At 38.7% G+C, this 23,794-nt stretch carries 20 protein-coding genes and 3 pseudogenes; 3 read left to right on the top strand and 20 right to left on the bottom strand.

Annotated elements, in window-relative coordinates:
- Positions 1-53 precede the first annotated feature (53 nt).
- From BN1082_RS08805 to BN1082_RS08860, 12 genes and pseudogenes are all read right to left on the bottom strand, one after another.
- The gene (locus BN1082_RS08805; protein ID WP_090633480.1) at positions 54-1,502 is read right to left on the bottom strand and encodes a cytosine permease; all 1,449 of its coding nucleotides are present in this window, start codon (positions 1,500-1,502) and stop codon (positions 54-56) included.
- 394 nt (positions 1,503-1,896) lie between these two features.
- Positions 1,897-2,850: a carbamate kinase gene (gene arcC / locus BN1082_RS08810; RefSeq protein WP_090633482.1), complete on the bottom strand. Its 954-nt coding sequence runs from the start codon at positions 2,848-2,850 to the stop codon at positions 1,897-1,899.
- Between the two features lie 18 nt (positions 2,851-2,868).
- Positions 2,869-4,044: a tetratricopeptide repeat protein gene (locus BN1082_RS08815; protein ID WP_090633484.1), complete on the bottom strand. Its 1,176-nt coding sequence runs from the start codon at positions 4,042-4,044 to the stop codon at positions 2,869-2,871.
- A gap of 14 nt (positions 4,045-4,058) precedes the next feature.
- Positions 4,059-4,367, bottom strand: coding sequence for a hypothetical protein (locus BN1082_RS08820; protein ID WP_176699714.1), 309 nt, complete (start codon positions 4,365-4,367; stop codon positions 4,059-4,061).
- 186 nt (positions 4,368-4,553) lie between these two features.
- Positions 4,554-5,981, bottom strand: coding sequence for a YlbE family protein (locus tag BN1082_RS08825; RefSeq protein ID WP_090633486.1), 1,428 nt, complete (start codon positions 5,979-5,981; stop codon positions 4,554-4,556).
- Between the two features lie 2 nt (positions 5,982-5,983).
- The gene (gene fdrA, locus BN1082_RS08830) at positions 5,984-7,528 is read right to left on the bottom strand and encodes an acyl-CoA synthetase FdrA (RefSeq protein WP_090633488.1); all 1,545 of its coding nucleotides are present in this window, start codon (positions 7,526-7,528) and stop codon (positions 5,984-5,986) included.
- On the bottom strand, positions 7,506-8,408 hold the full coding sequence (locus BN1082_RS08835) for an oxamate carbamoyltransferase subunit AllH family protein (protein WP_245640365.1): 903 nt from the start codon (positions 8,406-8,408) through the stop codon (positions 7,506-7,508). The genes fdrA and BN1082_RS08835 overlap by 23 nt, the downstream gene beginning before the upstream one ends.
- A 551-nt stretch (positions 8,409-8,959) precedes the next feature.
- A pseudogene (locus BN1082_RS08840) lies at positions 8,960-9,666 on the bottom strand (IS6 family transposase).
- A gap of 247 nt (positions 9,667-9,913) precedes the next feature.
- Complete coding sequence (locus tag BN1082_RS08845) at positions 9,914-11,128, bottom strand: MFS transporter (RefSeq protein ID WP_090633492.1); 1,215 nt, start codon at positions 11,126-11,128, stop codon at positions 9,914-9,916.
- Between the two features lie 161 nt (positions 11,129-11,289).
- Complete coding sequence (locus tag BN1082_RS08850) at positions 11,290-11,880, bottom strand: ankyrin repeat domain-containing protein (protein ID WP_090634907.1); 591 nt, start codon at positions 11,878-11,880, stop codon at positions 11,290-11,292.
- A gap of 188 nt (positions 11,881-12,068) precedes the next feature.
- Positions 12,069-13,004 (bottom strand): DMT family transporter, encoded by a 936-nt coding sequence (locus tag BN1082_RS08855; RefSeq protein WP_090633493.1) that lies wholly within the window; start codon positions 13,002-13,004, stop codon positions 12,069-12,071.
- A 42-nt stretch (positions 13,005-13,046) separates the two neighbouring features.
- Complete coding sequence (locus BN1082_RS08860) at positions 13,047-14,549, bottom strand: amidohydrolase family protein (RefSeq protein WP_090633494.1); 1,503 nt, start codon at positions 14,547-14,549, stop codon at positions 13,047-13,049.
- A gap of 224 nt (positions 14,550-14,773) precedes the next feature.
- On the opposite strand from BN1082_RS08860, the gene BN1082_RS28145 reads away from it, so the two are divergent.
- Both BN1082_RS28145 and BN1082_RS28150 read left to right on the top strand, forming a co-directional pair.
- Entirely contained in the window at positions 14,774-15,091 is a 318-nt protein-coding gene (locus tag BN1082_RS28145) for a response regulator transcription factor (protein WP_245640366.1), read from the top strand.
- A gap of 154 nt (positions 15,092-15,245) precedes the next feature.
- Positions 15,246-15,485, top strand: a complete 240-nt coding sequence (locus BN1082_RS28150) for a helix-turn-helix transcriptional regulator (RefSeq protein WP_245640367.1) — start codon at positions 15,246-15,248, stop codon at positions 15,483-15,485.
- A 38-nt stretch (positions 15,486-15,523) separates the two neighbouring features.
- On the opposite strand, the pseudogene BN1082_RS08870 reads toward BN1082_RS28150, so the two are convergent.
- Both BN1082_RS08870 and BN1082_RS28155 read right to left on the bottom strand, forming a co-directional pair.
- A pseudogene (locus BN1082_RS08870) lies at positions 15,524-15,703 on the bottom strand (ankyrin repeat domain-containing protein); the annotation flags it as partial.
- A gap of 236 nt (positions 15,704-15,939) precedes the next feature.
- Positions 15,940-16,219 (bottom strand): annotated as a pseudogene (locus BN1082_RS28155) (sodium:solute symporter family protein); the annotation flags it as partial.
- 16 nt (positions 16,220-16,235) lie between these two features.
- Between BN1082_RS28155 and BN1082_RS08875 the strand changes: the two are divergent.
- The gene (locus tag BN1082_RS08875) at positions 16,236-16,484 is read left to right on the top strand and encodes a tyrosine-type recombinase/integrase (RefSeq protein ID WP_245640368.1); all 249 of its coding nucleotides are present in this window, start codon (positions 16,236-16,238) and stop codon (positions 16,482-16,484) included.
- Positions 16,485-16,588: 104 nt separating this feature from the next.
- On the opposite strand, the gene rlmD is transcribed toward BN1082_RS08875, so the two are convergent.
- From rlmD to cax, 6 genes are all read right to left on the bottom strand, one after another.
- Positions 16,589-17,983 (bottom strand): 23S rRNA (uracil(1939)-C(5))-methyltransferase RlmD, encoded by a 1,395-nt coding sequence (gene rlmD, locus BN1082_RS08880; RefSeq protein ID WP_090633496.1) that lies wholly within the window; start codon positions 17,981-17,983, stop codon positions 16,589-16,591.
- 102 nt (positions 17,984-18,085) lie between these two features.
- On the bottom strand, positions 18,086-18,853 hold the full coding sequence (gene pdaA / locus BN1082_RS08885) for a delta-lactam-biosynthetic de-N-acetylase (RefSeq protein WP_090633498.1): 768 nt from the start codon (positions 18,851-18,853) through the stop codon (positions 18,086-18,088).
- A gap of 234 nt (positions 18,854-19,087) precedes the next feature.
- Positions 19,088-20,626 carry a fumarate hydratase gene (locus BN1082_RS08890; protein WP_090634909.1) on the bottom strand — a complete coding sequence of 513 codons (1,539 nt, stop codon included), beginning with the start codon at positions 20,624-20,626 and terminating at the stop codon, positions 19,088-19,090.
- Positions 20,627-21,110: 484 nt separating this feature from the next.
- The gene (locus BN1082_RS08895) at positions 21,111-21,311 is read right to left on the bottom strand and encodes an SE1561 family protein (protein WP_090633500.1); all 201 of its coding nucleotides are present in this window, start codon (positions 21,309-21,311) and stop codon (positions 21,111-21,113) included.
- A gap of 159 nt (positions 21,312-21,470) precedes the next feature.
- Complete coding sequence (locus BN1082_RS08900) at positions 21,471-22,277, bottom strand: YfkD famly protein (RefSeq protein ID WP_090633503.1); 807 nt, start codon at positions 22,275-22,277, stop codon at positions 21,471-21,473.
- Between the two features lie 458 nt (positions 22,278-22,735).
- A complete protein-coding gene (gene cax / locus BN1082_RS08905; RefSeq protein ID WP_090633505.1) occupies positions 22,736-23,788 on the bottom strand; it encodes a calcium/proton exchanger in 1,053 nt (350 codons plus the stop codon).
- Between the last annotated feature and the right edge of the window lie 6 nt (positions 23,789-23,794).

Here is a 23,794-nt window from a genome sequence, read left to right on the forward strand (position 1 = left end):
AAATCAATTATTCTTGCATAATTAGAAGAACTTAACTTCTTAAACTTGAGATACTAGTTATTCGGTTTACTAAACCTTCCTAGAATACTATACAGGATAAAAGAAACAATCAATCCGCTAAAAAAGGCAAACTCATTCATTTTCACTAAAAATGGTACACTCTTTAAAAAGGCACCTGACATAGGAAGAATAAAGCTAATCCCTAATACCGCCATAGCTATTGGGTTGTACCCGTTTTTATATTCACCATGGCTGCCTTCAGGTACATAGATATTATCGAGATCCAGCTTTCTTTTGCGGTGAATATAGAAACTTGAAAGCATAATCCCAGCAATTGGTCCAAAGATGGAACCGATAAAGCTATAAAGGTAAAACAGTGTTGAAGCGCTTGATACAAGCTTCCATGGCAAAATTAAAGTTCCGACAATTGCAGTCAACACTCCAGCTTTCTTTACAGTAAATACTTTTGGGAATAATGCTGTCATTTGCAATCCTGATGGTAACAGGTTTGCAAATACAACGAATGCAGTAGCCCCTACGTTAAGAGCCAAAATTAATACAACAACAGAGAAAGTGTTTTCAATTTTATCAATTGCATGTACGATATTAAAAATTGGTTCGCCAAATGCAATTTCAGTGCCAGCGATTAAAGCAACGCATGTTATGGCAAACAGCACATATGATAAAATAAATCCTAATGGCAGTCCAATAATTACATCTCTTGGTGATTTAGCTCTTTGTGTAAAGTCTGCCATGTTAACAATTGGACCAGCCCAATTTGATACTAATGCACTTACGCAGGCAACGAATACCAGCGGGCTCGAATTAGGCTTCTTTGGCACGTATTCTAAAATTGGTCCAAATCCTCCTGCCATGTTGATCGCCCAAACTGCAGCCCCAATGATAAACACGTACACGACAGGGGAAGACCAATTGCCAAATCTGCTTAGTACATTCATTCCACCCAGGAATAATAAAACGGTAACAGTCCATAGAACTGCATATGAAATCATTGTTGGGACTGTTAATCCCAAAATATTAAAATCTCCACCTAGAGACATATAATTTGGAATAAATCTTGAGAAAATAACATTTAACGATTCAGCACCAACAACAGTTGTTGTTCCAAAGAAGACTAAACCCGCAACTAGTCCACGGCATAACGCAGGAATAATTGCGCCTTTTACCCCAAATGAATCACGAAGCAGCATTGCAAAGGGAAGCCCATATTTTGAAGCAGAATAGCCATTTAAAACATAAAAGGTTGAAACAATTACAGCTGAAAGCATGACCGCTAAAAGTACTTGCTTCGTGTTCAGCCCTAGGATAAAGAATCCTGCAACTGTCATATAAGACATAATATTATGGACAGCACCCATCCAAAGTGTGATGTAATTCGACATTCCCCAGTCTCTTTGATGAAGCTTTTTTGGCAGCAAATCTTCTAAGTAGCCGTATGAATCATATTGATCATACGACTGATCTATTTTCGCTTGTTCCATGGTAACACTCCTTGCCCGTTTAGGATGATTATCTTGTATTTTTTTGCCTAAAACGAGGATCCAACCGCTTTGGTGGCGTTTTCATTTTATTTCTTTCTAATTATCCGATTGAGTGAATTTTATAGTTTGCAAGATTCTAACTTGCAATAGCCTAAGTAGACTATTAAATTTGACAGCTGTCATTTGCCTTACAAGACTAGTTTAAACATCATGCATCACATCGTCATCATTTATACGAAACAATAAAAGGAGAAGGCAATTATGCATGATAAACAATAAATTGTGTATAATTTATGTCCATAATTTCACAAACAATTACAATAAACTTCATGTATTGCAATCTTATTTCAGCCAACCTCGGATAAAGGCTGGCTTATTTTTGTTATCGATACGTTCAGGCGCAAATAATATGGGTTCCTGCTTTTTCTATAATGGCATCTTTTAAGCTTTCTGGATTTGTAATAATAACTCTAGTACCGTTATTTTCCAAGAAGCTAAGGCTTGCCTCTATTTTTGGCAGCATACTTCCAGCAGGGAAATGGTTTTCAAAGACAAATTGTTTTGTTTCCTTAACGGTAATTTTCTCAAGCGCCTGTTGATTTGGTTTTCCAAAGTTGATGAAAACTCTTGAAACACCAGTCGTAATAATCAGTGTCTCTGCATTTATTTGTTCTGCTAATAGACTAGTAGCAAAATCCTTATCAATAACTGCATCAATACCTTCGTATGTGTTATTACCTGTTTTAACTACCGGTATTCCACCGCCTCCAACAGCGATTACTACGTAGCCGGCTTCAATCAATGACTTGATGGCATCTTTTTCAACAATATCAATTGGTTTAGGAGAAGGAACAACTCTTCTATATCCTCTGCCAGAGTCTTCAACGAAAATCCAATCTGGGTGTTCCTTTTTCATTTCTTCTGCTTGCTCTATTGTAAAGAAAGATCCTACAGGCTTGGTCGGATTTTTAAAATTGGGATCATCAATACTGACCTCAACTTGTGTAATTACTGTAGCCACTTTTTTGTTGATGCCCCTTTTTGCAAATTCATTTGTCAAAGCCTGTTGAATTTGATACCCAATGCCGCCTTGCGTATCTGCTACACAATTTACAAGCGGCAATGGCGCCATTCCTGCCACTTCACCCGCAATTTCAGATCTTCTAAGTCCAAAACCTACCTGTGGGCCGTTCCCATGTGTAACGACAACGTTGTAACCCTCTTGAACCATATCTGCAATATTTACTGCCGTTTCGCAAACAGCTTCATACTGGTCTTGAATCGTGTCGCGTCCATTTTCTCTTACTAAGGAGTTGCCTCCGATAGCAACGATGACTAGTTTTTCCACTGACTTTTCCCCTGCCTTTTATTTATGTGCGTTTTGTTCTATCAACTCAAGAGACTGTTTTTTATGCAATTGATATAAAGGATTTGTCGGGTCATTTTCGATTGCATTTTCAATTGCTTTTATCGCTTCTTTATGCTTACCTAGTGATCTTAAGCTGTTTGCCTTATGAAACGAAAAATCGTATCGGTTCGGCTGAAGCGCTAAGAGCTTATCCATTTCAATAACAGCTTCTTCGTGTCTGCCAAGTTCTCTTAAGTAATTTGATTTATGGTAACGGTAGAACGTCTCATTTGAATCTTGCTCGCATGCTTTATTATATTCGGCTAGTGCTTCCTCAGGCTTGTTCATTAATCTTAAGCAATTAGCTGTATAGAAATAAAAATCAAGGTCATTTGGATCAAGAGCTAATGCCTTTCTGTATTCTCCAAGTGCTTCTTCAAATTTCTTTAATTCCTGCAAACAATAGCCTTTATAGTAGTATAAATCAAGATTATTTTCGTCGATTGCAAGACCTTGATTGATCACAGTGATTGCCTGTTCATAGTGATGTCCTTTATAAAGTTCTTTTGCTGTTTTGATATGTTCATTGTTTTCTTGATATTCTTTATTTAGGATTTTTAAAACCTTTTGCTGATTTAATACTTTCGCATGCTGAATGGATGACTTTCCATCTCGATCAGCTAAATGAACATCCGCACCAGCATCAACAAGTATTTCTGTGATGTTAGAGTACAATCTTCCTCCATTACCTAAAATAACGGCCTCTAGAAGGGCTGACCACCCTAAATTGTTTACATGATTTACTGGAACTCCAGCATCTAAACAAATTTGAACAGTTTTTAAATATCCTTTTTCACTGGATGGCAATAAAGCAGTGCCGCCAAAACGATTTACACTTTTGAGATCTGCCCCAAACTTGAGCATTATGCTTAGGATTTCATGAAATCCGTTTGCTCCAGAGCAAATAAATGGAGTTAATTGCGTATTATCCTTAGTGTTTACGTCACCCCCAGCTTCCAGCAGCAATTTTGCTGCAGCGATTTGATTTTTTTGTGTCGCTGCCATTAAAGCCGTACGGTCGTCCTTATCTTTATAGTCCACGCTGGTACCATCTGCTAAAAGTTGTTTAACTGCTTCAGTATCTCCTCGTTCACTCGCAGAAATAAGTTTCAAATTTAAGGATTGATGATCCATATTGATTCTCTCCTTTAGAAGTTATCATTTTTTACAGAAAATCCTTCGATCCCGACTTTGCGAAGGAATTTTGACGGAAAATCCCTTCCCAGTAGTTTTGTAAACTGGCAGAATGACCAAAAAGTTACAGTAAATATAGATGGAGCACTAGGACCTGAAGGCAATGCCGTTACGTCTAATCTCCCTGTTTCTTTTGATAGCATACGTTCAAAAATAAAATAGCAGCAGCTTGCCGCAAAAATAGCGAGACCAAAACTTGGAACAATTTTTCCATATACATATTCTTTAGGAAAAACTACTACAAAAATTAGCAGTGATACCATAGTTAATAAATTGGTTAGATTGTTTGCGAGTAAGCCAAATTAAGCAGCCTAGTCGCCTTTTTTTCATAATCTTAATGTTTGGTCCATTACAATTCACTTCAAAAAGAGTAATGATGCTAAATTTAGGAATTTTTTATGCTGGTCCTGAAAAGATCAGAACCAGCTTTATTGGGCATTTGATCTGCTTTATTGAATGCTTTCGCTTAGAGCTAGAAGTGCTTTTTCTAATGCTTCAACTGGCGGATAAGTGATACCAGCTCCAATCATTCCAATGCCAGCTTCTTTATGTGCAATGGCAGTATTGATAATTGGCATAATGCCTGTTTGAATTACTTTTCGAACATCAATTCCTGTAGGAATCCCCATAAAGTTCAGCAACGGAATCGTTACATTTGGATTTTCGGTCGTTGTAATTTCTTTCATTTTTGTAGAGAAGCCGATTGCGTCTTCAACAGTTCCTCCTACAAGTGCAACAATTGCCGGAGCTGTTGCCATTGCGAAACCGCCAATCCCATATGTCTCCGTAATCGCACTATCTCCAATATCAAGCCCAGAATCTTCTGGTTTGTAGCCTGCAAACATCGGTCCAACTACTTTTTGTGCTGGTCCAGTAAACCATGTGTTTCCTTCCATGCCGCTTACACGAATGCCAAATTCTACTCCATTGCGTGCCATCGTTGTTACGATCGTACTGTTTTTAATTCCGTGTGCAGCATCAAGAGCGCATTTTGCAAGAGCCATCCATGTTGGACCAGAGAAATAGTCGCTGCTTGCTACAAAATCGAATACATCTTTCTTCTGCTCTGTTGTGAAGTTTGTTTGTAAAATGTACGGAGTCAATGCCTGAATTAAAAGAGTTGTTCCAGCAACATTCCGATTATGACACTCATCTCCCATATGAAGAGCTTGTGCAAGCATTAGACGCAAGTCAATTCCATTTGGATTAAGCTTCATCGCATCTCTTAACATAGGGCCAAATACATCGCGCATCCAAATCAATCGATCAATAACACTTTGATCATTTGCACCCATCCTTAAGATTTTTGAAAGCTGCTCACTTAAATTTGTATAAGCAATGTTCCCATATGTCTTGTTCTCTACAATGTGCATGAACATGGAAGCCGAAGTGACCCCTGCCATTGAACCTACACAATTGTGCTCATGACATGGTGAGAAAGTAATTTCTCCAGATGCAGCAAGTTCGGCTGCTTCCTCTAAATCCTTAGCTAACCCTTCAAATACGAGTGCCCCTGTAACTGCTCCCTTCATCGGTCCGTTCATTTTTTCCCAAGTGATAGGCGGCCCCGCGTGCAGGATCATCTTTTTGGTCATACCAGGTACAACATTGATTGCTTGGTCAAAGCCAATTAATACCGGCTGTGAATTAATAATTCTCTCAACCGCTTCCTTGTTTGCCGCTTCAATTTTTTCTGCAATGATAGGATCTTCTAATTTATCAAGTGCAGCAATTATTTCTGGCTTCCCTCCGCCAGGCGGAGTCCACTCTAAATGAGTTACATTTGCATTTTGCTTTAACATATCCTCTTTAAAAGACTCAATTCCTACGTTTATGACATTTAGTTTACTATTAAAAAGTTCATTGATTTTACTCATGACTATTCTCCTTTCATTACAAACTCTCTAGCCAATAGACCAGCATTTTGACTGCTGCTGGCATGTGTAACACCTGCAGCCAATAATTTATTCACTTGATCCTCAATATCTTGGCTATCTAATTCTGTTCCAAGGACATATCCGATAATTTCTAAATGCCTTCCTTCTTCTTCAGCCAATTGCTTCGCTTCAATGATGGCAGGAAGCATTGCACCAACTGGATCCTCATGAGCACCAAAGCCCAAAACAAAATCCATTACGATAACGCCAACAGATGGATCTTTTGCCTCTTCTATGAATCTAGCAGTTCGGGTAGACGGATCAATCATAGGATGAGGCTTGCCTTGGGTAAATTCATCATCACCGAAATCAATAAATGTATGTTCTTGACTTACATTTTTGTCCTTTAAGCGATACTTCGGATCTCTCTGAATATTGCTATAAACATTATCAAACTTTTCCAGTGCCGTGTGCATAGCTTCATCACAAAGTGTGCCACCGCTAAATAATCCACGAATATATTTTTGTTCAGGTTTTAATTTTGTACGAACTTCTTCGATAAGAGGAATATTTAATGCACGTTTATTTAACTTGCTTTCGTCTGCACCAGCTAATAGTACTGCTTTTAGAGCAGCCTCTTTGGACATTTTTGCAAAATGGCCACCGGCTTCTATTACTTTTTCTTCATCCCCGCCAACAAACCAAACGACAACAGGTTTATTACATTGTTTAATTTGAGCAAGCACTTTCTCTTCAACACTCGGTGCCGGTGGTTTGGATACTAGAACAATAACCTTTGTAGCTTCATCCTCCTCGAGTGCCTTAATGCCATCTAGCATCATGATTCCGCCAACGGCTTCACTAAGATCTCTGCCGCCTGTTCCGATCAGCTGCGAAATTCCGCCTCCAAATTCATGAATGCGAACACTTACTTCTTGGCTTCCAGTTCCTGATGCACCAACGATGCCGATGGTCCCTTTTCTCACTACATTGGCAAAGCATAACGCAACATTTCCAATAATGGCTGTTCCACAATCAGGACCCATCATTAAAAGTCCTTTTTCATGCGCTAATTTCTTTAGTTCAATTTCATCTTCAACACTTACATTATCGCTAAACAGCATGACATGAAGATCATTTTCAAGAGCTTTTCTCGCCTCTCTAGGGGCATAGGCTCCGTTCACTGCAATAACTGCTAGATTCGCTTCCGGGATGCTCTTTGCAGCTGAAGGAATCGTTGAATAGATCACCTCGCTCTTCCCTTTTAAAGAATTCTTTTTCGTAAATAATTCTTCAATGCCATGGAAAGCGCTTTCGCATTCTTCATCAGTTGCTGCCTTTACAACAATAATTAAATCACTTGCCTTTGCTTGTTCTACTTCAGGGGTCATCAATCCCACGTTTTTCATTACTTCTTTATTCATCTCTGTCCCCATAGCGATAATGGCCTGTTCTACGCCTTCAATCTGATTCGCTTTTGTGGAAAGAGACATTAAAGAAACTGAATCAAAATAGGTATTTGGCTTAATTAAAGCTTTTACTTCCATAATTTCCCTCCTGATTTATATTGGCTTCCAATCCGCTGACAAGTCCTAGAGCTATATCCGTTCCGGATGAGGAACCAATGTTTATTACTTGATTTAAGGAAAAAAATAGCTCCTCTTCTTTCCCATAAAACAAGGAATCTACTAAACGAATGATAGACTCTCTTACTTTTCCGACAGATGCTTTTTTCAACGCCATGTAGCTTATATCATTCGTTAGGGCTTTCGCCTTTTCTACCACGTCTTCACAAAATGATTGATGTGAAAAACGAGGACTATTCCTAATGTTAAAAATCGTAAACAATCCAACAAGAAAATCATCGCCAGATGGAGTTAACCCAGGCCCAAGACCTATTAGTGAAACTGCATGCTGCAACGCTTTGGACATTTCGTTGTTTCTCAATGCATTTAAAAGCAAGTTCGTACGTTCATTAAGCATTTTAGACATTTCAACATCGAATGGGCCTCTGGAAATCTTATTTTTTTTCATTCCTCCGCCTTTGCCAAGAATGTTGATGTAATGCTTCATCTTAGTTAAACGTGTTTTTATTATTTCCGTGTCTTTTGGATAAATAGGCAATACAGGTTTCCAACTTTCTACCTGTTCAAGGGTTATAGCAATTTTATTTTCAACGGACAAAATTTTATTTTCAAAATGCACGGTATCATTTACTTTAATATCCATTTCATCAAAACGATCCACATCAATAATAAGAGTATTGGGACCATTATCCATTTCGCGACATGCAATGGTATATAATTCACCATTCTCCAGACAGTGGATATTGAATGTCCGATTAAATGTACTATGAACATAACCACTAAGCTTCGAATCGCTAATTTGCTGAATAAAACTAAAATCACCTGATTTTGCAATTTCCACTAGAGTCACCCCTGTGCTCCGAAGGCTAACTGAATGCGATTTCATTCAGTACAGAAATAAAGTACCTCCTTTTTGAATGTGAATGTTAAATTTGTAAGGCCTAACTTCCACAGTCTCCATGCTTTTTGGTAAATATTTTTTGGGATTGATCTATTCTACTAAATTGACACAATTAAAAATGTGTGTGGAAAAGTATTTTTTGTATAATAAAACATAAAAAGTAATCAAACCTATCTCTGCTTCTTTACATGAAGAAGCATTTGATATTATCACCGCAAATGGTTACTCAATACAAAAATGTTTTCCAATGTTGCAGAGAAGCACTAAGCCTTAACATGTTCATTTTAGTTATAATGCACAAAGAGGTCATCGTTTAATCAAACCAAAAAGCTATCATTTCATTTGTGCATCTTATACAATTAATTATGTTTAAATTATGTCCAGGGGGTGGAAAAGGGTTGCTTACAGTTAAAGACTTATTAGAAATAAAGGTTCGGGTACAAATATGATTTGTTAGAAACATAGAACCTCAATATCCTTTTATCCATGAATTATGATGCTAATCCAAACAACTTATGTATGAACTCAACTTCATTTTGGGCAGACTTCACCCCTTGGTGAACTTGCCCTTTTTTCATCATATCCGTGGCTTCCATGCCACGTACTATTGAAGTAGCAGTTTCATACGTTTTGAATCCCAGCATAGAGCGTACTCTTTTCTTAATGAAACGATGATCTTGTTCTACGATATTATTGAGATATTTCACTTGTCTCATTTGGATGCCTTCAGGCATCTTTTGCTCGTCTTTTAGCTGTTGAATGGCTACAGGATACGCTGGATTTTTATCGACGGTTATGACACGAGGCTTAGAAACATGAAAAGACCGCAAAGCTTTCTTGAAGAAGCACTTTGCAGCCTTTTGGTCTCTTGTTTTGCTTAGGTAAAAGTCAATAGTGTTTCCTTCGGAATCCACTGCACTATATAGAGACATCCATTGACCTTTTACTTTGATATACGTTTCATCCACTCTCCATGAATCATTTGTACGTTTTAGATGACAACGAAGTCGCTTGTCTAATTCAGGACTATACTGATGAACCCAACGCATAATGGTCGAGTGAGCCATCGATAATCCTCTTTCCTCCATCATTTCCACAAGATTACGAAAAAGCTCAAGTTGTACCGTAGGTACCATCTGACAGTAAGAAGAATAATATCGGGTTGATAATGTTTCCACTTGAATAAATTATGATTTATCGTTGGGGCATGAACACCTTCGGTGGCTTGTAATTTAATTTCCGCTTCGAGTCTTAGAATGCGTTGTCCCAACTCTTTTAATTGATGATAATATTCCTGAAAAACCACTCGGAAAGATGAGCTTTCAAATTTTAATGTATCTAGCCATTCACGATACTTTTTGGTCCATTTTCTAACTCCAACTGGTGGTTGAAGATTATTACACACAGCCTTTCAATAAAAAAAGAAACCATTAGATAATGGTTTCTCATTTACTGACATTCAAAACCTTATTTTCTTGGTTAATTTCTACATTTTTACTCCTTAACCACTTGACTGCTACGAAAGTGCTAACTAGTAGCACGAATGCTCCGAACAGATAAGGTAGATTGATATCAATATCGAATAAAAGTCCCGCAAGCACTGGCCCAAAAATTTGTCCGAGACTCATATAGGCATTATTTAACCCTGCTACAAATCCTTGTTCATCTCCAGCTTCCTTCGATAGCAGCGTGTTAATCGTCGGCCGTAATATATTATTAAATGTAAAAAATAACATCGTTACTATTATTACATAAAAGAAGTTGCCCGAGAATAGCAAGAACACTAACGATACAGCAGAAAGCAAGAGCATGCTGCTAACAATTGGCTTTTCCCCAAACCTTTGTGTAAGACGGTTGGTCAGCATTAATTGGTTGAATGTGCCAATCAAGGAACAAACCATAAACATAATGGAAATTTCTCTAGTCGTAAATCCATAGCTCTGAGTAACGAACAGCGGTGATATCGCCTCAAAGTGAGTAAGTCCAAACGTAAGAGCGAATATCATTAATAATAGGATAAAATAACGCGATCTAACCGATTGTACTAGTTGACGAAAAATATTTTCTCTCTTTGGTTTTGATTTCAGACGCATAAGACGAACCTCTACAGATTGGGATTCCGGCAATAATAGTATGCAACAAATCACCGCCAAAAGACCAATACTTGCAGATACAAAAAAGGGTGCCCTTGTTCCGAACTCAGCAAGCAATCCGCCCAAACCCGGACCAATAATAAAACCGGATGACATCGAAGCACCTAAAAACGACATTGCCCTAGCCCGCTGTTGTTCTGTTGTGATATCAACGATATAAGCCATAATGGACGGGACTAAGGCAGCAGAACCCATTCCACCAATTAAGCGTGCAACAACTAAAAGAGAAAAATGTCCTGCAGTGGCAGCCACTAAGTTGGAAATAGCGAACAAGCACAGTCCAACGACAATCATCGGCTTGCGGCCGTATTTGTCTGAGTAATCTCCAGCAATTGGCGAAAATAAAAACTGTGTCAAGCCAAAGGCCGACACTAAATATCCTGCTGCTTTTCCGTCTGCTCCGAATTCTTTTAGAAGGTCAGGGAGAATAGGAATAACAAGACCAATGCCAAGCATCGCAAGAAACATATAAATCAGTAAAAACGGAAACGCAGATTTTGATGGCATGGATAATTCTCCTCTAAAAATCACAAATAGATGTATTTTTTCTTTGTTGTAAATATTTTGAAATTCCATGATTGTAATACAAGTTGAACCCTTTCGCTCAGCTCAAGGCACAAAACGGAATGCATTTTTTGTGCCTGAACGTTTTTTTATTTCATTTAAGGCTATGCTCCAGCTTTTTGTAAGATATTTTCAATTTCTCGAAATCCGCGAGATTGAGCATGTTTCAAGGGTGTAATCCCATCCCGGTCACCAATGTTAACATCAGCCCCATGGTCGACTAACAGTTGAACGATTTTTTGATGCTTATCCCCGCCGTCACCTAGAATGACCGCTTCTATTAATGCTGTCCAATGTAAATTATTAATGTGGTTGACATCAATATCGGAATGAGTAAGTAGTTCTTTAACCACTTCAACATGTCCGCGCTCTGAAGCCGGGATAAGTGCCGTTCCCCCAAACCGGTTCGTAAGTTTCGTGTCTGCACCGGCATCAATCGCAAGTTTTACGATCTCGAGCAGCCCTTTTGCTCCGGCATGCAAGAGTACATTTTCTAAGTTGTTGTCACGAATGTTAATGTCCGCTCCATTTTGGATCAGTGCCTTTACCGTATCTACCTTATTGTTATAAGTCGCTGCCATTACAGCTGTTCTCCCGAGTCCATCTGTTGCATTGATGTTTGCACCTTCTTCAAGCAATTTCAGAACGTTTTCTGTGTCTCCTTTTTCTGCCAACCCAATTAATTGTTGATCCATTACTTTCACCTTCTTTTCTTTCGATTGCGTTTCTTTCTGTAAACTCTGCGAAGAGATCCCATGGCATCCGGTAAGTATAACAACGAATAAAAACACGAAGAGTCGATACACCATTACCAACCCCTTATTTCCTATATAAAAATGTTAACATAGGGATAACTATAGGAAAAATATAAAAAAAATAAGTTTTACTTAAGTTTTCCGTATAATAAAATATTAGCTTTTTCCTTTATTTCTAAAGAAAAACTGGCTTTCTTTCCGATTTTTTTAACCTTCATTTGTGTTGAGATTACAACTCCAGTAATGATTAAGATAGAACCGAAAATTTGTGGTAGTGTGATACTATTTTTTAAAACGATTAATCCGACAATCATAGCAATAAACGGTTCCAAATTCATAAATAGTGATGCCTTTGAAGCCCCTGCCTTTTGTATTTGACTGTTCCAAATTAACGTACAGACTCCATGCATAATGATTGCAGAAACTATTAATAAAATCCATGGCCCTATTTCACTGCTGAACTTAAGGGGAGATTCTGTCATAAGGGCTGCAGGTGCTAAACTGCTAAATCCGATTAAGGTAGAGTATGCAGTTGTAGTAATTGGATGATAGCGGTCTGTAAGCTTTTTAACGAGAATAATTGAGATTGAAAAAGATAGCATTGTAATAAAAATCCATACAATTCCAATTGAAAATCGGAGGCTTTCTCCATTTGTAATAACAAAGAAAACACCCAAAAAAGCAATAATGGATCCCATTGATAACTTCAATGTTAGTTTTTCCTTTAGAAATATGGAAGCTAATAAAGCTGTTGTAATGGGTGTTAAGGCTAGAATTAATGCTGAAGTTGTCGGATGGGCTGTTTTTAGTCCGGCATAGAATGTCCAATGATTCACAAATGTTCCAACTAATCCAAGTAGAATCATCATCAACCAGTCTTTTCTATTTATCCAAACCCATTTTTTTAATTTAAAAGTATATAGCCCAATAAAAATAGTAATAAAAAATAATCTTAACGTTGCAAGAAGCATTGGTGAGAATTCTTTTACCAAAATCGCACCAAAAATAAAATTACTCCCCCAGCAGGTAACACAGATTAGTAAAAGAATGTAGGTTCGAATCATGATTATAACCAGCCTTTATAAGCTCTTTTTGTTAAGGCTCTGTTAATTTTGCATAGTAAAATCATAATCTTCCTCGTTATATCTTTTTTCGTCTACATAGGCACGTGCATGTCCCCAAAAATATTTTGTTGGCTGCATATATTTCTCAAGACCCGCACGCTTGATTGTGGAACGCGCCTCTTCATTGGCATCATTTAAAATCGTGCCTTCATCAACATTTAGAACTTTTCGTCCTTCCATGATTAGTTTTCCATCCACGATTGTATGCTCCACATCATTTCCTACGGCTTGATAGACAAGCCGATGAACATGCATAAATTCAGGAGTCAAGTGGGGCTGATTTAAGTTAACGGTAATGACATCTGCTTTTTTTCCAACTTCCAGCGATCCCAAATCGTCATCCCAGCCAATGCATTTCGCGGCATCGATTGTGACCATTTCTAATAGTTTGCCAGGCGGTAAATAATATTCGTCTCTTAATGCTGCTTGATGAATAAACTGAGTTTTCCTCATTGCTTGAAAAAGATCGAAGCTTGTTGATGGAGAAGTTCCATCAGTAGAAATCGCAACCGTCGCTCCCAGTTCAAGTAATTCGATGATTGGCGTTCGTGCATGTACCTGTGTAAATCCGGGTGACGCACTCACATTTGTACCTGTTTCAGCTAAAATTTTTGCCTCATCAAAAGATATTCCGCGGCAATGCTGAAGGTGAACGTCGGGACCTAAAAGCGCGTTCTCCTTATCTTGGATGGCTAAGTGAATCATTCCGCCAAAGGCATCAGAGTGAATTCGTGTATTATATTTTCTCGCAATCTCTCTAATCTTTTTCGCTTGATAGCGGTCATGCTCCGTTAATCCATAAAGCCGGGCTGGTGAAGTTGGACTGGAAGGATCTACAGAAGTAACGATTACAAATGGTGTAATAAAGGCTCTTGTTTTGTCATGATTAGCATGATTCAATGCTTCAATGACTGCTTCAGCCCCCTTTATCACTTCCTCGTAGGTGACTTCTTTTGTAACTCTTTTTCCATCAACCCAACGGCTGAATAAATGCGGCCAAGGGGGATTGCAAGGACCGGTACAAACCACCTCTCTAACACCAACTTCTGCATAAGCCTTCGCATGATTGATTGCAAAAATCGGATCATCCGACCGCGGCATCGAACCTAAAACGGATACACCTGTCGTGATTCCAGCTTTTAATCGTTCAAGCGCCGAAAGCTTTCCTTCGTAATACCAAAAATCATCTGTTACAAAATGTTTATACGTATTTGTCATAATTGGCATCCAAAAATCAATATTCTCCATTGCAATCGTTTTAAACATCGAATGCCCGCCATGACCATGAACATCAATTAATCCTGGTAAAATACACTGATGGCTGCAATCCAACACTTTTTGCGCTTCAAATTTTCCCATTAGCCTTTCGGTTGTATCTACAGCTACTATTCTTCCATTATTTATTGCGACAGCACCATCTTGAAGAATTCGTCTGTCTTTGTCCATCGTGATCACGGTTCCATGTACAAGCAGTAAGTCAATCATTTAGTTTCCCCTCCTTTTCCTTTCAGACTTGTTCAAGAAATACCCATGAACGAGTACAACACATTTTTTAATTATAAGAAAAAAGGATTGTTTATATTTTCAGAATTAATACTATTTTTTTAAAAATTTTTACTTAATTCTCTCGTTGTATTTACTTTAATTATCGATTTTGATTAAAATTTAATGAAATAACGAAGGCGGCTGATAAAGAAGGGGCTGAAGAAATGAATGCTTTAATTGTCGATGATGAACTATTAGAATTAGAACAATTGGAGTATATGCTTCAATCGGAATGCCCTAATTGGAAGATTTACAAAGCGGCTGATGCAAACCAGGCACATGACATTAATCGAAGTTTTCCTATCCAATTGGCTTTTTTAGATATCAATCTTCCAGGAAAATCAGGTCTGGAATTCGGAGAAGAATTGCGGGAAATCAATCAGGAAGTAGACATTATTATGGTGACAGCCTCTCAGAATTTCAACTATACACAACAATCCATTCGAATCGGAGTATTTAACCAAGCCAATCATCGAAAGTGAATTATTAAGTGTCTTAGCTAAATATAAAGACAAGCAGCCAGCAAAGATCTATTCTAGTCTCATAGATTGTTCACTAAAAATTATTCATGAAGGGTTCAATGAAAAGATCTCCTTATTAGATATTGCGAATAAGGTGCATGTTAACCCAACATACTTGAGCCGGAAATTTCATGAAGAAGTCGGGGTCTTATTTTCTGAATATCTAATCCAATATCGGATTCAAACAGCCAAACAATTTTTAATAACTCACATAAATTGGACGATATCGGATGTTGCCGAAAAGTCTGGATTCAGAAGTCAGCACTATTTCAGTACGTTATTTCGCAAAATAGAAGGAATATCTCCTACAGAATTTCGTGAACGAGAAAATAAATCACTTTCTTCTTCCCAATAATACCGCAGGGATAAGGGAAAGTGATTTATTATGGCAACTTATTCTATCTTTTTGCAACAGCTTAGAATTTCAATTGCTGCAAAGTTTCTTTCGTTTGCATGCTGAAGCGGTGTGACACCTTCAGAATCTGGTATGTTCACATCAGCCCCATGTTCTATTAATAGCTTAATCTTTTCCTGCTGTTTTTTCCCACCGTTATTTAGAACAATCGCTTCCATATATATCTAATGACGTTGAAAACATACTTAAGAAGGAACATGGGGTTTATGATGTTCATGTCCTAAAAGAATGCTCAAATATAAAAACCGCACTGATCGTGCGGTTTTAAAAAACGAGAAGATGTTCTATTTTCTGTGAAAGGATTATGTTTTAAACTTGGTCAAGTCTAAGCGCGTATTATTTTCCCAAATGGATCCTTTTCCGCTAAGCTTAATGTGAATATGAACCTTTAACATCAAGATGCAACTCGTTCAATCTTCTTTTTAGAAACACTATCATTCTTTGTTACCATACTTACAACAGTCATAACTACTACATTTATAATAAGTGCTATTATCCCTACATTTATATCCTTCACCCACTGAGGAAGTAAAGGAACCAGGGTTCCTAAAGTGCTTTTCGAAAGCGTAATGTATGCTACCCCCCATAATGATTCCAGCGAATGCTCCTTGTTTCGTCACAAAATTATTCTTCATTAAGCTAAATATCATAGGTGGAAACAGCTGGGTAACGCGCTCGAATACTAGTATAATGCAACCGATCAATATGGTTTGCACCAAAGAAAATGGAGATATGGTAACCCCTGACACATTCAAATATGCTAGCAGAGTAATTCATTTTAGCTTAGGGATCATGTTTAATTTCCATTCCCTTAGATATACCCATGCAACCACTCTTATCGAAAATGGTGCAAATATCAAAGATTTTCAAACAAGATTGGGTCATACCAAAATCGAAACCACACTTGACACTTACACACGCAACAGAAAAAATGGCTGAACAATCAGTAAAGATATTTAAAAATGCAATCAATCCTAATTTGCCTACCAGATAAAAGTTCCGTTAGCAAATGGTAGGCAAATCAAACCTGATAGATATTATTATTACTCAATAACCTTGATTTTACTGGTTAGAAGACAAACAGTTTCTACATGGGTGGTCTGCGGAAACATATCCACCGGCTGAATATACTTCACTTCATATTTCGAGATTAACAAATTGATGTCCTTTGCCAAGGTAGATGGATTGCATGAAACGTAGATGAGTTTTTCAGGTTTGACCTGTAAAATAGTTTGAATCAATTGATTGTCCATGCCGGTTCGGGGGGGATCGACCACGATGATGTCCGGTTTCCAGCCCTTTTTCACCCATTTTGGCAATACTTCTTCTGCCTTACCTGGGACATATTTAGTGTTGGTGATCCCTTGACGTTTTGCATTTTTCTTTGCATCCTCAATCGATTCCGGGATAATGTCCATGCCGCGGACTTCTGCTGCCTGATTAGCGAGCCATAACCCGATTGTTCCGACACCGCAATAAGCATCCACTACTTTTTCATGACTAGTCAGATCTGCCGCTTTTTTTACTTCATTATATAACTTTACAGTTTGGACCGGATTCAACTGGAAGAAGGTCCGTGCTGACAGCTCAAATTGTAGGTCGCCTAATGTTTCTTGAATAAATTCTTCCCCAGCCAGCTTAAAGGTTTCTTCCCCAAAAATCAGCGATGTTTTTTGCCCGTTGATATTTTGGACGATGGACTTCACATGGGAAAGTCGCTTTTGAATTTCTTCAATAATAAGCTCCTTTTTCGGCAGTTCTTTTTGTGTTGTAATAAAAACAACCTGAAGCTCGCCTGTTTGAACACCTACACGGGTTACAATGGTGCGGACAATTCCTTTTTTTGTTTTTTCATTATAAATAGGAATAGATAACTCCTCTAAAATCTTTTTAACTTTGGCTGTCGCTTCCGTCGTTTGGGAATGCTGGACAGCGCAATGTTCGATATCGATGAGTTGATGAGAATTGAGGCCGTATAGTCCTGCTAGCACTTTTCCGTCCTTTTGACCGAGCTGAAAACTACTTTTATTACGGTATCCCCATGGATCATCCATCCCGATCGTTTCACGAATATCCAGCTTGTTGACTTCTAGCTTCGTGTGCCGTTCAAGTGATTGGATCACAATGTCTCGTTTTTCCTTAAGCTGTTGGTCATAGCGTAAATGCTGAAGTTGACACCCTCCGCATTTTTCATAGACAGGGCAAGGTGGTTGTACCCTGAAAGGAGATTTGATGCGGATTTTTTTTATTTTTGCTTCCGCGAATTTTGGACTTATTTTTGTAGCCTCGACGACAACCTCTTCTCCTGGTAGTGCACCTGGCACAAAGACAACCTGTTTTTTAAAATATCCGACTCCTTCTCCATTAATTCCAATCCTTTTTATTGTTAAAGGAAACGTCTGATGTAATTGAATTTTGATATTTTGTTCTGTTTTCACAGTGTTCACTCCATTTATTCGGTCCTTCCTTACATACAGGGAAGTTTTCCCGTATTATAGCATGATTTACAAAGAAAAGCCGAATTCACTTGGAATCCGGCTTTATTTTTTCATAGGAAAATCATCAAGGCTTTTGAAATGATACCCTCGATTTTTCAAATCTTTTATCACTTTTTCAAGGGCATCGGCATTATCCTTCGAGATTGTGTGTAATAAAAGAACAGCCCCGGGATGAATTTGCCTCATAATATTGTTATATGCGTACTCCGCGCCCTTTTGCTGCTTCACATTCCAATCTACATATGCAAGGGACCAAAATACGTGAGTGTAACCCTCATCTTTAGTAATTTGCAGCGTTCTTTCACTAAAAATCCCTCTTGGCGGGCGAAGGTACTTCATTCCCTTTTGCCCCGTTATTTCTTTTGTCCTCGCTTTAACCTTTTCAAGCTCGTCTTGAATTTTTGCTGCACTTACTGCCGTAAAATCAGGATGACTCCATGAATGGTTGCCAATAATATGTCCTTCTTTCACAATCCGTTTAGACAGCTTCTTCTGTGACTCTAAAAAATGACCTGTTACAAAAAACGTTGCTGGTACTTTTTCCTTTTTTAAAACATCAAGGATTTTTGGCGTATTCCCATTTTCATAGCCACTGTCGAAAGTTAGATAAATGTTTTTGGAAATCGGGTCACCTTTGTAAAAAGCCCCGTATTTTTCAATGATTTGGTCAAGCTTAGCACCTGCCTCAGCCTGATTCTCATTTTCCGCTTTTTTTATACCCCAGTGGATTTGCTGATTGGAGACAGCTCCGTATGTAATACTGGGCGCCAATACAAGCAACATGCCAATAATCCATATTATTCTTTTCATCGATGTTCCCCCTTTTTTTATTATTGTTTGTTTAAAAATGGGAAACATAATTGGAAGATAAAGGTATATTTATGTTTTAGTTAGGGAAGTTGCCACTCGAAGTTTGCAAGATTTTGTCGAATAAATGTTTAAGAATGCAGACGGTATCTAAAGCACACTATAGTACAAGTGGATTTATTAAAATAAAAAAAGGATAAACGCACCACTCACGTCTACCCTCTTTAAAATCAAATTTTATTTAAAAACCGGATCTTTAAACTGCGCTAATTTTTCCAATGAAGATTTGTCTACATCAGCGTGTAGGCTGTTTCCGTGTGAGTCCATTGTTACGACTGCTGTGAAGCCTTCTACTTGAAGGTGCCACATCGCTTCAGGGATTCCGAATTGCATTAAATCTACGCCCTCAACTGATTTGATGCAGTCTGCATAATACTGAGCTGCACCACCGATTGCATTCAAGTATACGCCGCCATGTTCCTTTAGGGCAGCCAATGTTTTTGGTCCCATACCGCCTTTACCGATAACGGCGCGAATGCCAAACTTTTTCATGATATCGCCTTGGTAAGGCTCCTCGCGAATGCTCGTGGTTGGGCCGGCTGCTTTAACATGCCATACGCCCGCATCATCCTTAAGCATAACCGGACCGCAATGATAAATGATCTGACCGTCAAGATTAACTGGTGCATCGTGATCGCTTAAATACTTATGAATTGCGTCACGACCGGTGTACATCATACCATTAATTTTAACCACGTCTCCGACTTTCAATGAACGGATTTGTTCTTCCGTAATCGGTGCTTGTAAAGTGATGAAGTCCTCTGTAGGAGCAGTTTCTTTCTCAGCATCTGTTGCCGCAAAATCAATGAATTCACCCTCTTGGTACATCCACTCATTAATTTCTCCGGTCACTGCATCAATAGCGACACCCATACGGCGGAATGCCCAGCAATTGTAGGCAACGGAAACATAGAAGCTTGCCGGAATTCGGTTCATCACACCAATTTTACAGCCGAGCAGCGTTGCTTCGCCGCCAAAGCCCATTGTACCGATCCCTAGCTTGTTTGCATTTTCCAAAACATACTCTTCCAAACGACGAAGGTCCTCATTAGGATTGACATCATCCACTGAGCGGAATAGCTGCTGCTTTGCTAAGTCGTATCCAGATGAACGGTCGCCACCAATTCCCACACCGATAAATCCGGCGCTGCAGCCTTGTCCTTGAGCCTGGTAAACGGAATGCATGATACATTTACGGATTCCATCTAAGTCACGGCCGGCACGTCCAAGTCCGTCGAGCTCACAAGGCAAGCTGTATTGGATGTTTTTGTTTTCACAACCGCCCCCTTTTAAAATAAGGCGGACATCGATATAGTCTTTTTCCCATTGATCAAATTTAATAACAGGCAAACCTCCCCCAAGATTATCGCCGCTGTTTTCACCTGTTAACGAGTCAACAGAGTTAGGTCGTAATTTCCCTTCCTTTGTCGCAAGGACAATGGCATTTTTAATGGCTTCTTTTAATTGTAATTGGTTCACACCAACAGGAGTTTTAATCTTAAAGGTTGGTAAGCCAGTGTCCTGGCAAATAGGTGATACTTGATCGTCAGCCATTTTGATGTTATTCGTGATGGTGGCAAGGCTCATTGCTGCACGAGTTCCGGCATTCTCTTTGTCCTTTGCAGCCTTCACGGCACGGCGAACGTCTTTTGGTAGTTTAGTAGATGTATCTACTACAAGCTTGTACATGCTTTCTTGAAATTTTGCGATATCCAATTTCATGTTCCCCTTTCCCTTTGTCCCCAAAAAAATCAACATTTTGACTTTCTCATTATACTCCTAACAACCATGGAATTAAAGAATAAGGTTGCAACCGATTACACAAGAAAAGCGGAAGACACCCGTTTAGCGCCGTATGGACTGGAGCGCTTCGACTGAGATAAGGAAAGTAGAAAAGCGGAAGCGCCTGGGTCAGGGGCCACAGGCATAAGACAGGCCGACGTGAAGGGTGGTTTTTAACCTTCATGGCGGATTGACTTATGACCCCGAGCCCCTAGGCGCTAGAGCTAGACAACACGGAGAACAGAGTGACCCTATGTTGACTTATCGTAGGGAGAAGAGCGAAGTACACTAGGCGCTGGGCGTCTCCGCCGAAAAACTCACGTTTTTCGGCGTGCGAGGTATCGCTTCCGAAGCTTACTCTTATGGAGCTGGACAATTCTCGAAGTCAAAATAGCTTTTTCAATAAAAAAAAGCCCGTTTACGAAACAGGCTCGCTTGCTTCACGATTATCGAATTCTCGACATTTTGACTCCATATCATCAAGGATAGATAGTAAGCGGTCAATATCATCAAGGTCTGTTTCTGCCGGATCAATGGCATCGAGAACATCAAGAAACATATTTAGTCGTTGCTTTAAGAAATTCACTTGTGAATTTTTATCAGTGGTTGCTTTGCCCAAAACTGTTCTCTCCTTTCAGTAACGTATCCATCCTATCGAAATAATGTACTATTTGCAATCATTTTTCCACAAAAGTAAAGGAAAGGATGTCCAAAAGGGTCTGACCCCCCGCTTTACAATTGTAGGTTGAGGGGCCTGACACTATGTTTTGAGACATCCTTATCTTGGGCGTTCAGAGGCTGCGAAGCTGAATGACACATAATCCTGAACAGGAATCCAGGCTCCGATACCTTGCGATGTAACATTTTTAACGACAATAAACTTTCTACTTCCTTTTAACATGAGATAAACTTCCCCGTAAGTTACCTTCCCTTTTTCATTGACGCCTGGGCAGAAAGCATATAAGTAACCTAAGCGGTTCGCTGGAATGTTATATACATGATCGTTTTTCGTTCCCCCGCCAATGATGGTTTCAAATGAGAGCGGAAGCTTCGTTTTTTCCATTGCCTTGTGCAGCATCATCTTTTTAACATCTTCTGCATTTGCTACTTTGGCAGTTAATCCGCCACGCACGATTTTTTGTACTTCCTGTACATAGTGAATTTGATAGGGAACATTTCCACCACGGTTATCAAAGTAATTAGTATTAATTTTTTGATACTCCCAATTAGGCGATGTTTCCGTTGATTCATAATTTAATGGCCACTGTCCAAGATAGACAATTGCACGGTAGCCAATAGCAAAAGGGGAACTGTTGATGCTGGATTCATTAAGCATCCGAATTAAATCGGGGTTTTCAATTTTAACTTTTGACGAGTTGATTAATTTTTTCGTTAATTCACTCGGCTGCAAATGTGGAAGGTTTTGGGTTGAATTCGGATACGTATTTTCCTTCGAGATATTTCGAACTGATAACGGAATTTGATAGGTGACGGTTTTTTTCACCGGAGCTTTTTCAGCAAAACCAGTCGGTAAAATAGAGAACATTAATAACAGCGTCATTAGAATTGACAAACATTTTTTCACTCAGTTAAACTCCTTTCACGATTATAGATTAAAGCAGTATGAACATAGTTTTTTCGGAGTTCATAAATATTATCCATTTACCAATTACAAATTTCCTTATCTGCATCATTACTGTAAAAGTAACAAAAATGTAAAAATCAGAATATTTACAAAAATTTAATTTTAGTTTATAATAAACTTAACCTTTTAATAAAGGAGGGCAGTTAATCAATCTGCTAACATCAATTATTAAGGAGGTTGGGATATACGTCTTTTAATATTCAACACTCGTGTTTTACCTATTCTTTTTAAACATGAAGGTTGGTGATTGATGGTCCCAAAGAGAAGCGATTGATTTGACCCGTATTCTTTGAATTAAGCTTTTCAAATAAAGCAGGATGCTCTTTAAGTACATGTGAAATTGTAAAAAAAGAGGATGTTCCAAATGTGTCAACCGCATTTGGAACACCCTCTTTTTATTATGATAAGAAAAATCCAATTCCCATAATGACATAAGCAGCGATTAAGGTTAAGCCTTCAAACCAATTGGATTCACCATCATTTGAAATTACGACCATGAGAAGGACGGAAGAAGCCATAGCTACTAGCTCTTGCCAGCTAAAAATTAAAGGCATCGATTTTTCAAAAAAAAGCGAAATCAATACAAGTACTGGTAAGACAAACATCGCTACCTGCAGTGTTGAGCCAATAGCAATTTCGACTGCAATGTCCATTTTATTTTTATAAGCCATTAGTACTGCTGAGGCATGCTCAGCAGCATTTCCCACAATGGCAACGATGATGATGCCGATAAATAGCTCCGTCCACCCGAAGGTTGAGGCAACAAATTCAAAGGTATGGACAAGGTGTTCGGAAATATACGCGACGATGCTCGTTGCAATGGCAAGGATTGCGATCGCTTTTTCTTTTCCCCACTCCGGTTCTTCACGCTCCTCTGTTTCCCGTTCATGCTGATACACACCTCGATGGGTAACGAGTTTAAAAAATAAAGCTGCTAAGTAAAGAAAGATCAAGATAACAGAAATCCCGATGCTTAATGTAAGAGTTTTCGACTTAGTCAAATTCATCGAAAAAACTTCGGGAATGACAAAAGCAATCATGACAGCAAACATGAGGAGTCCTGAATTGTGCCTTGCATCATAAATATTAAATTCTTGTCGTTTGTATTTTAATCCACCTACAAAAAAGGATAAGCCTGCGACAAGAAGTAAATTCCCGAGGACTGAGCCTGTTAATGACGCAAGCACTACGCCAACCAGCCCTGCCTTTAAGGAAAAAATGGAAATGATCAACTCCACTGCGTTTCCAAAGGTTGCATTCAGCAATCCACCAATCCTTGGCCCCGCCACAATTGCAAGACTTTCCGTTGCTCTCCCCATATAGCTCGCTAGCGCAATAATCGTTATGCAATATAGAAAAAATAAGAGGATATTTGACCAGTTCATCAGTGTTCCGATAATGGATAACGGGACGCCACTGAATGTCATGACCATAAAAATTTTGTTTGTCAACCACAT

This window comes from Neobacillus massiliamazoniensis, from assembly GCF_001048695.1.
In the GTDB taxonomy this organism is placed as follows: domain Bacteria; phylum Bacillota; class Bacilli; order Bacillales; family Cytobacillaceae; genus Neobacillus; species Neobacillus massiliamazoniensis.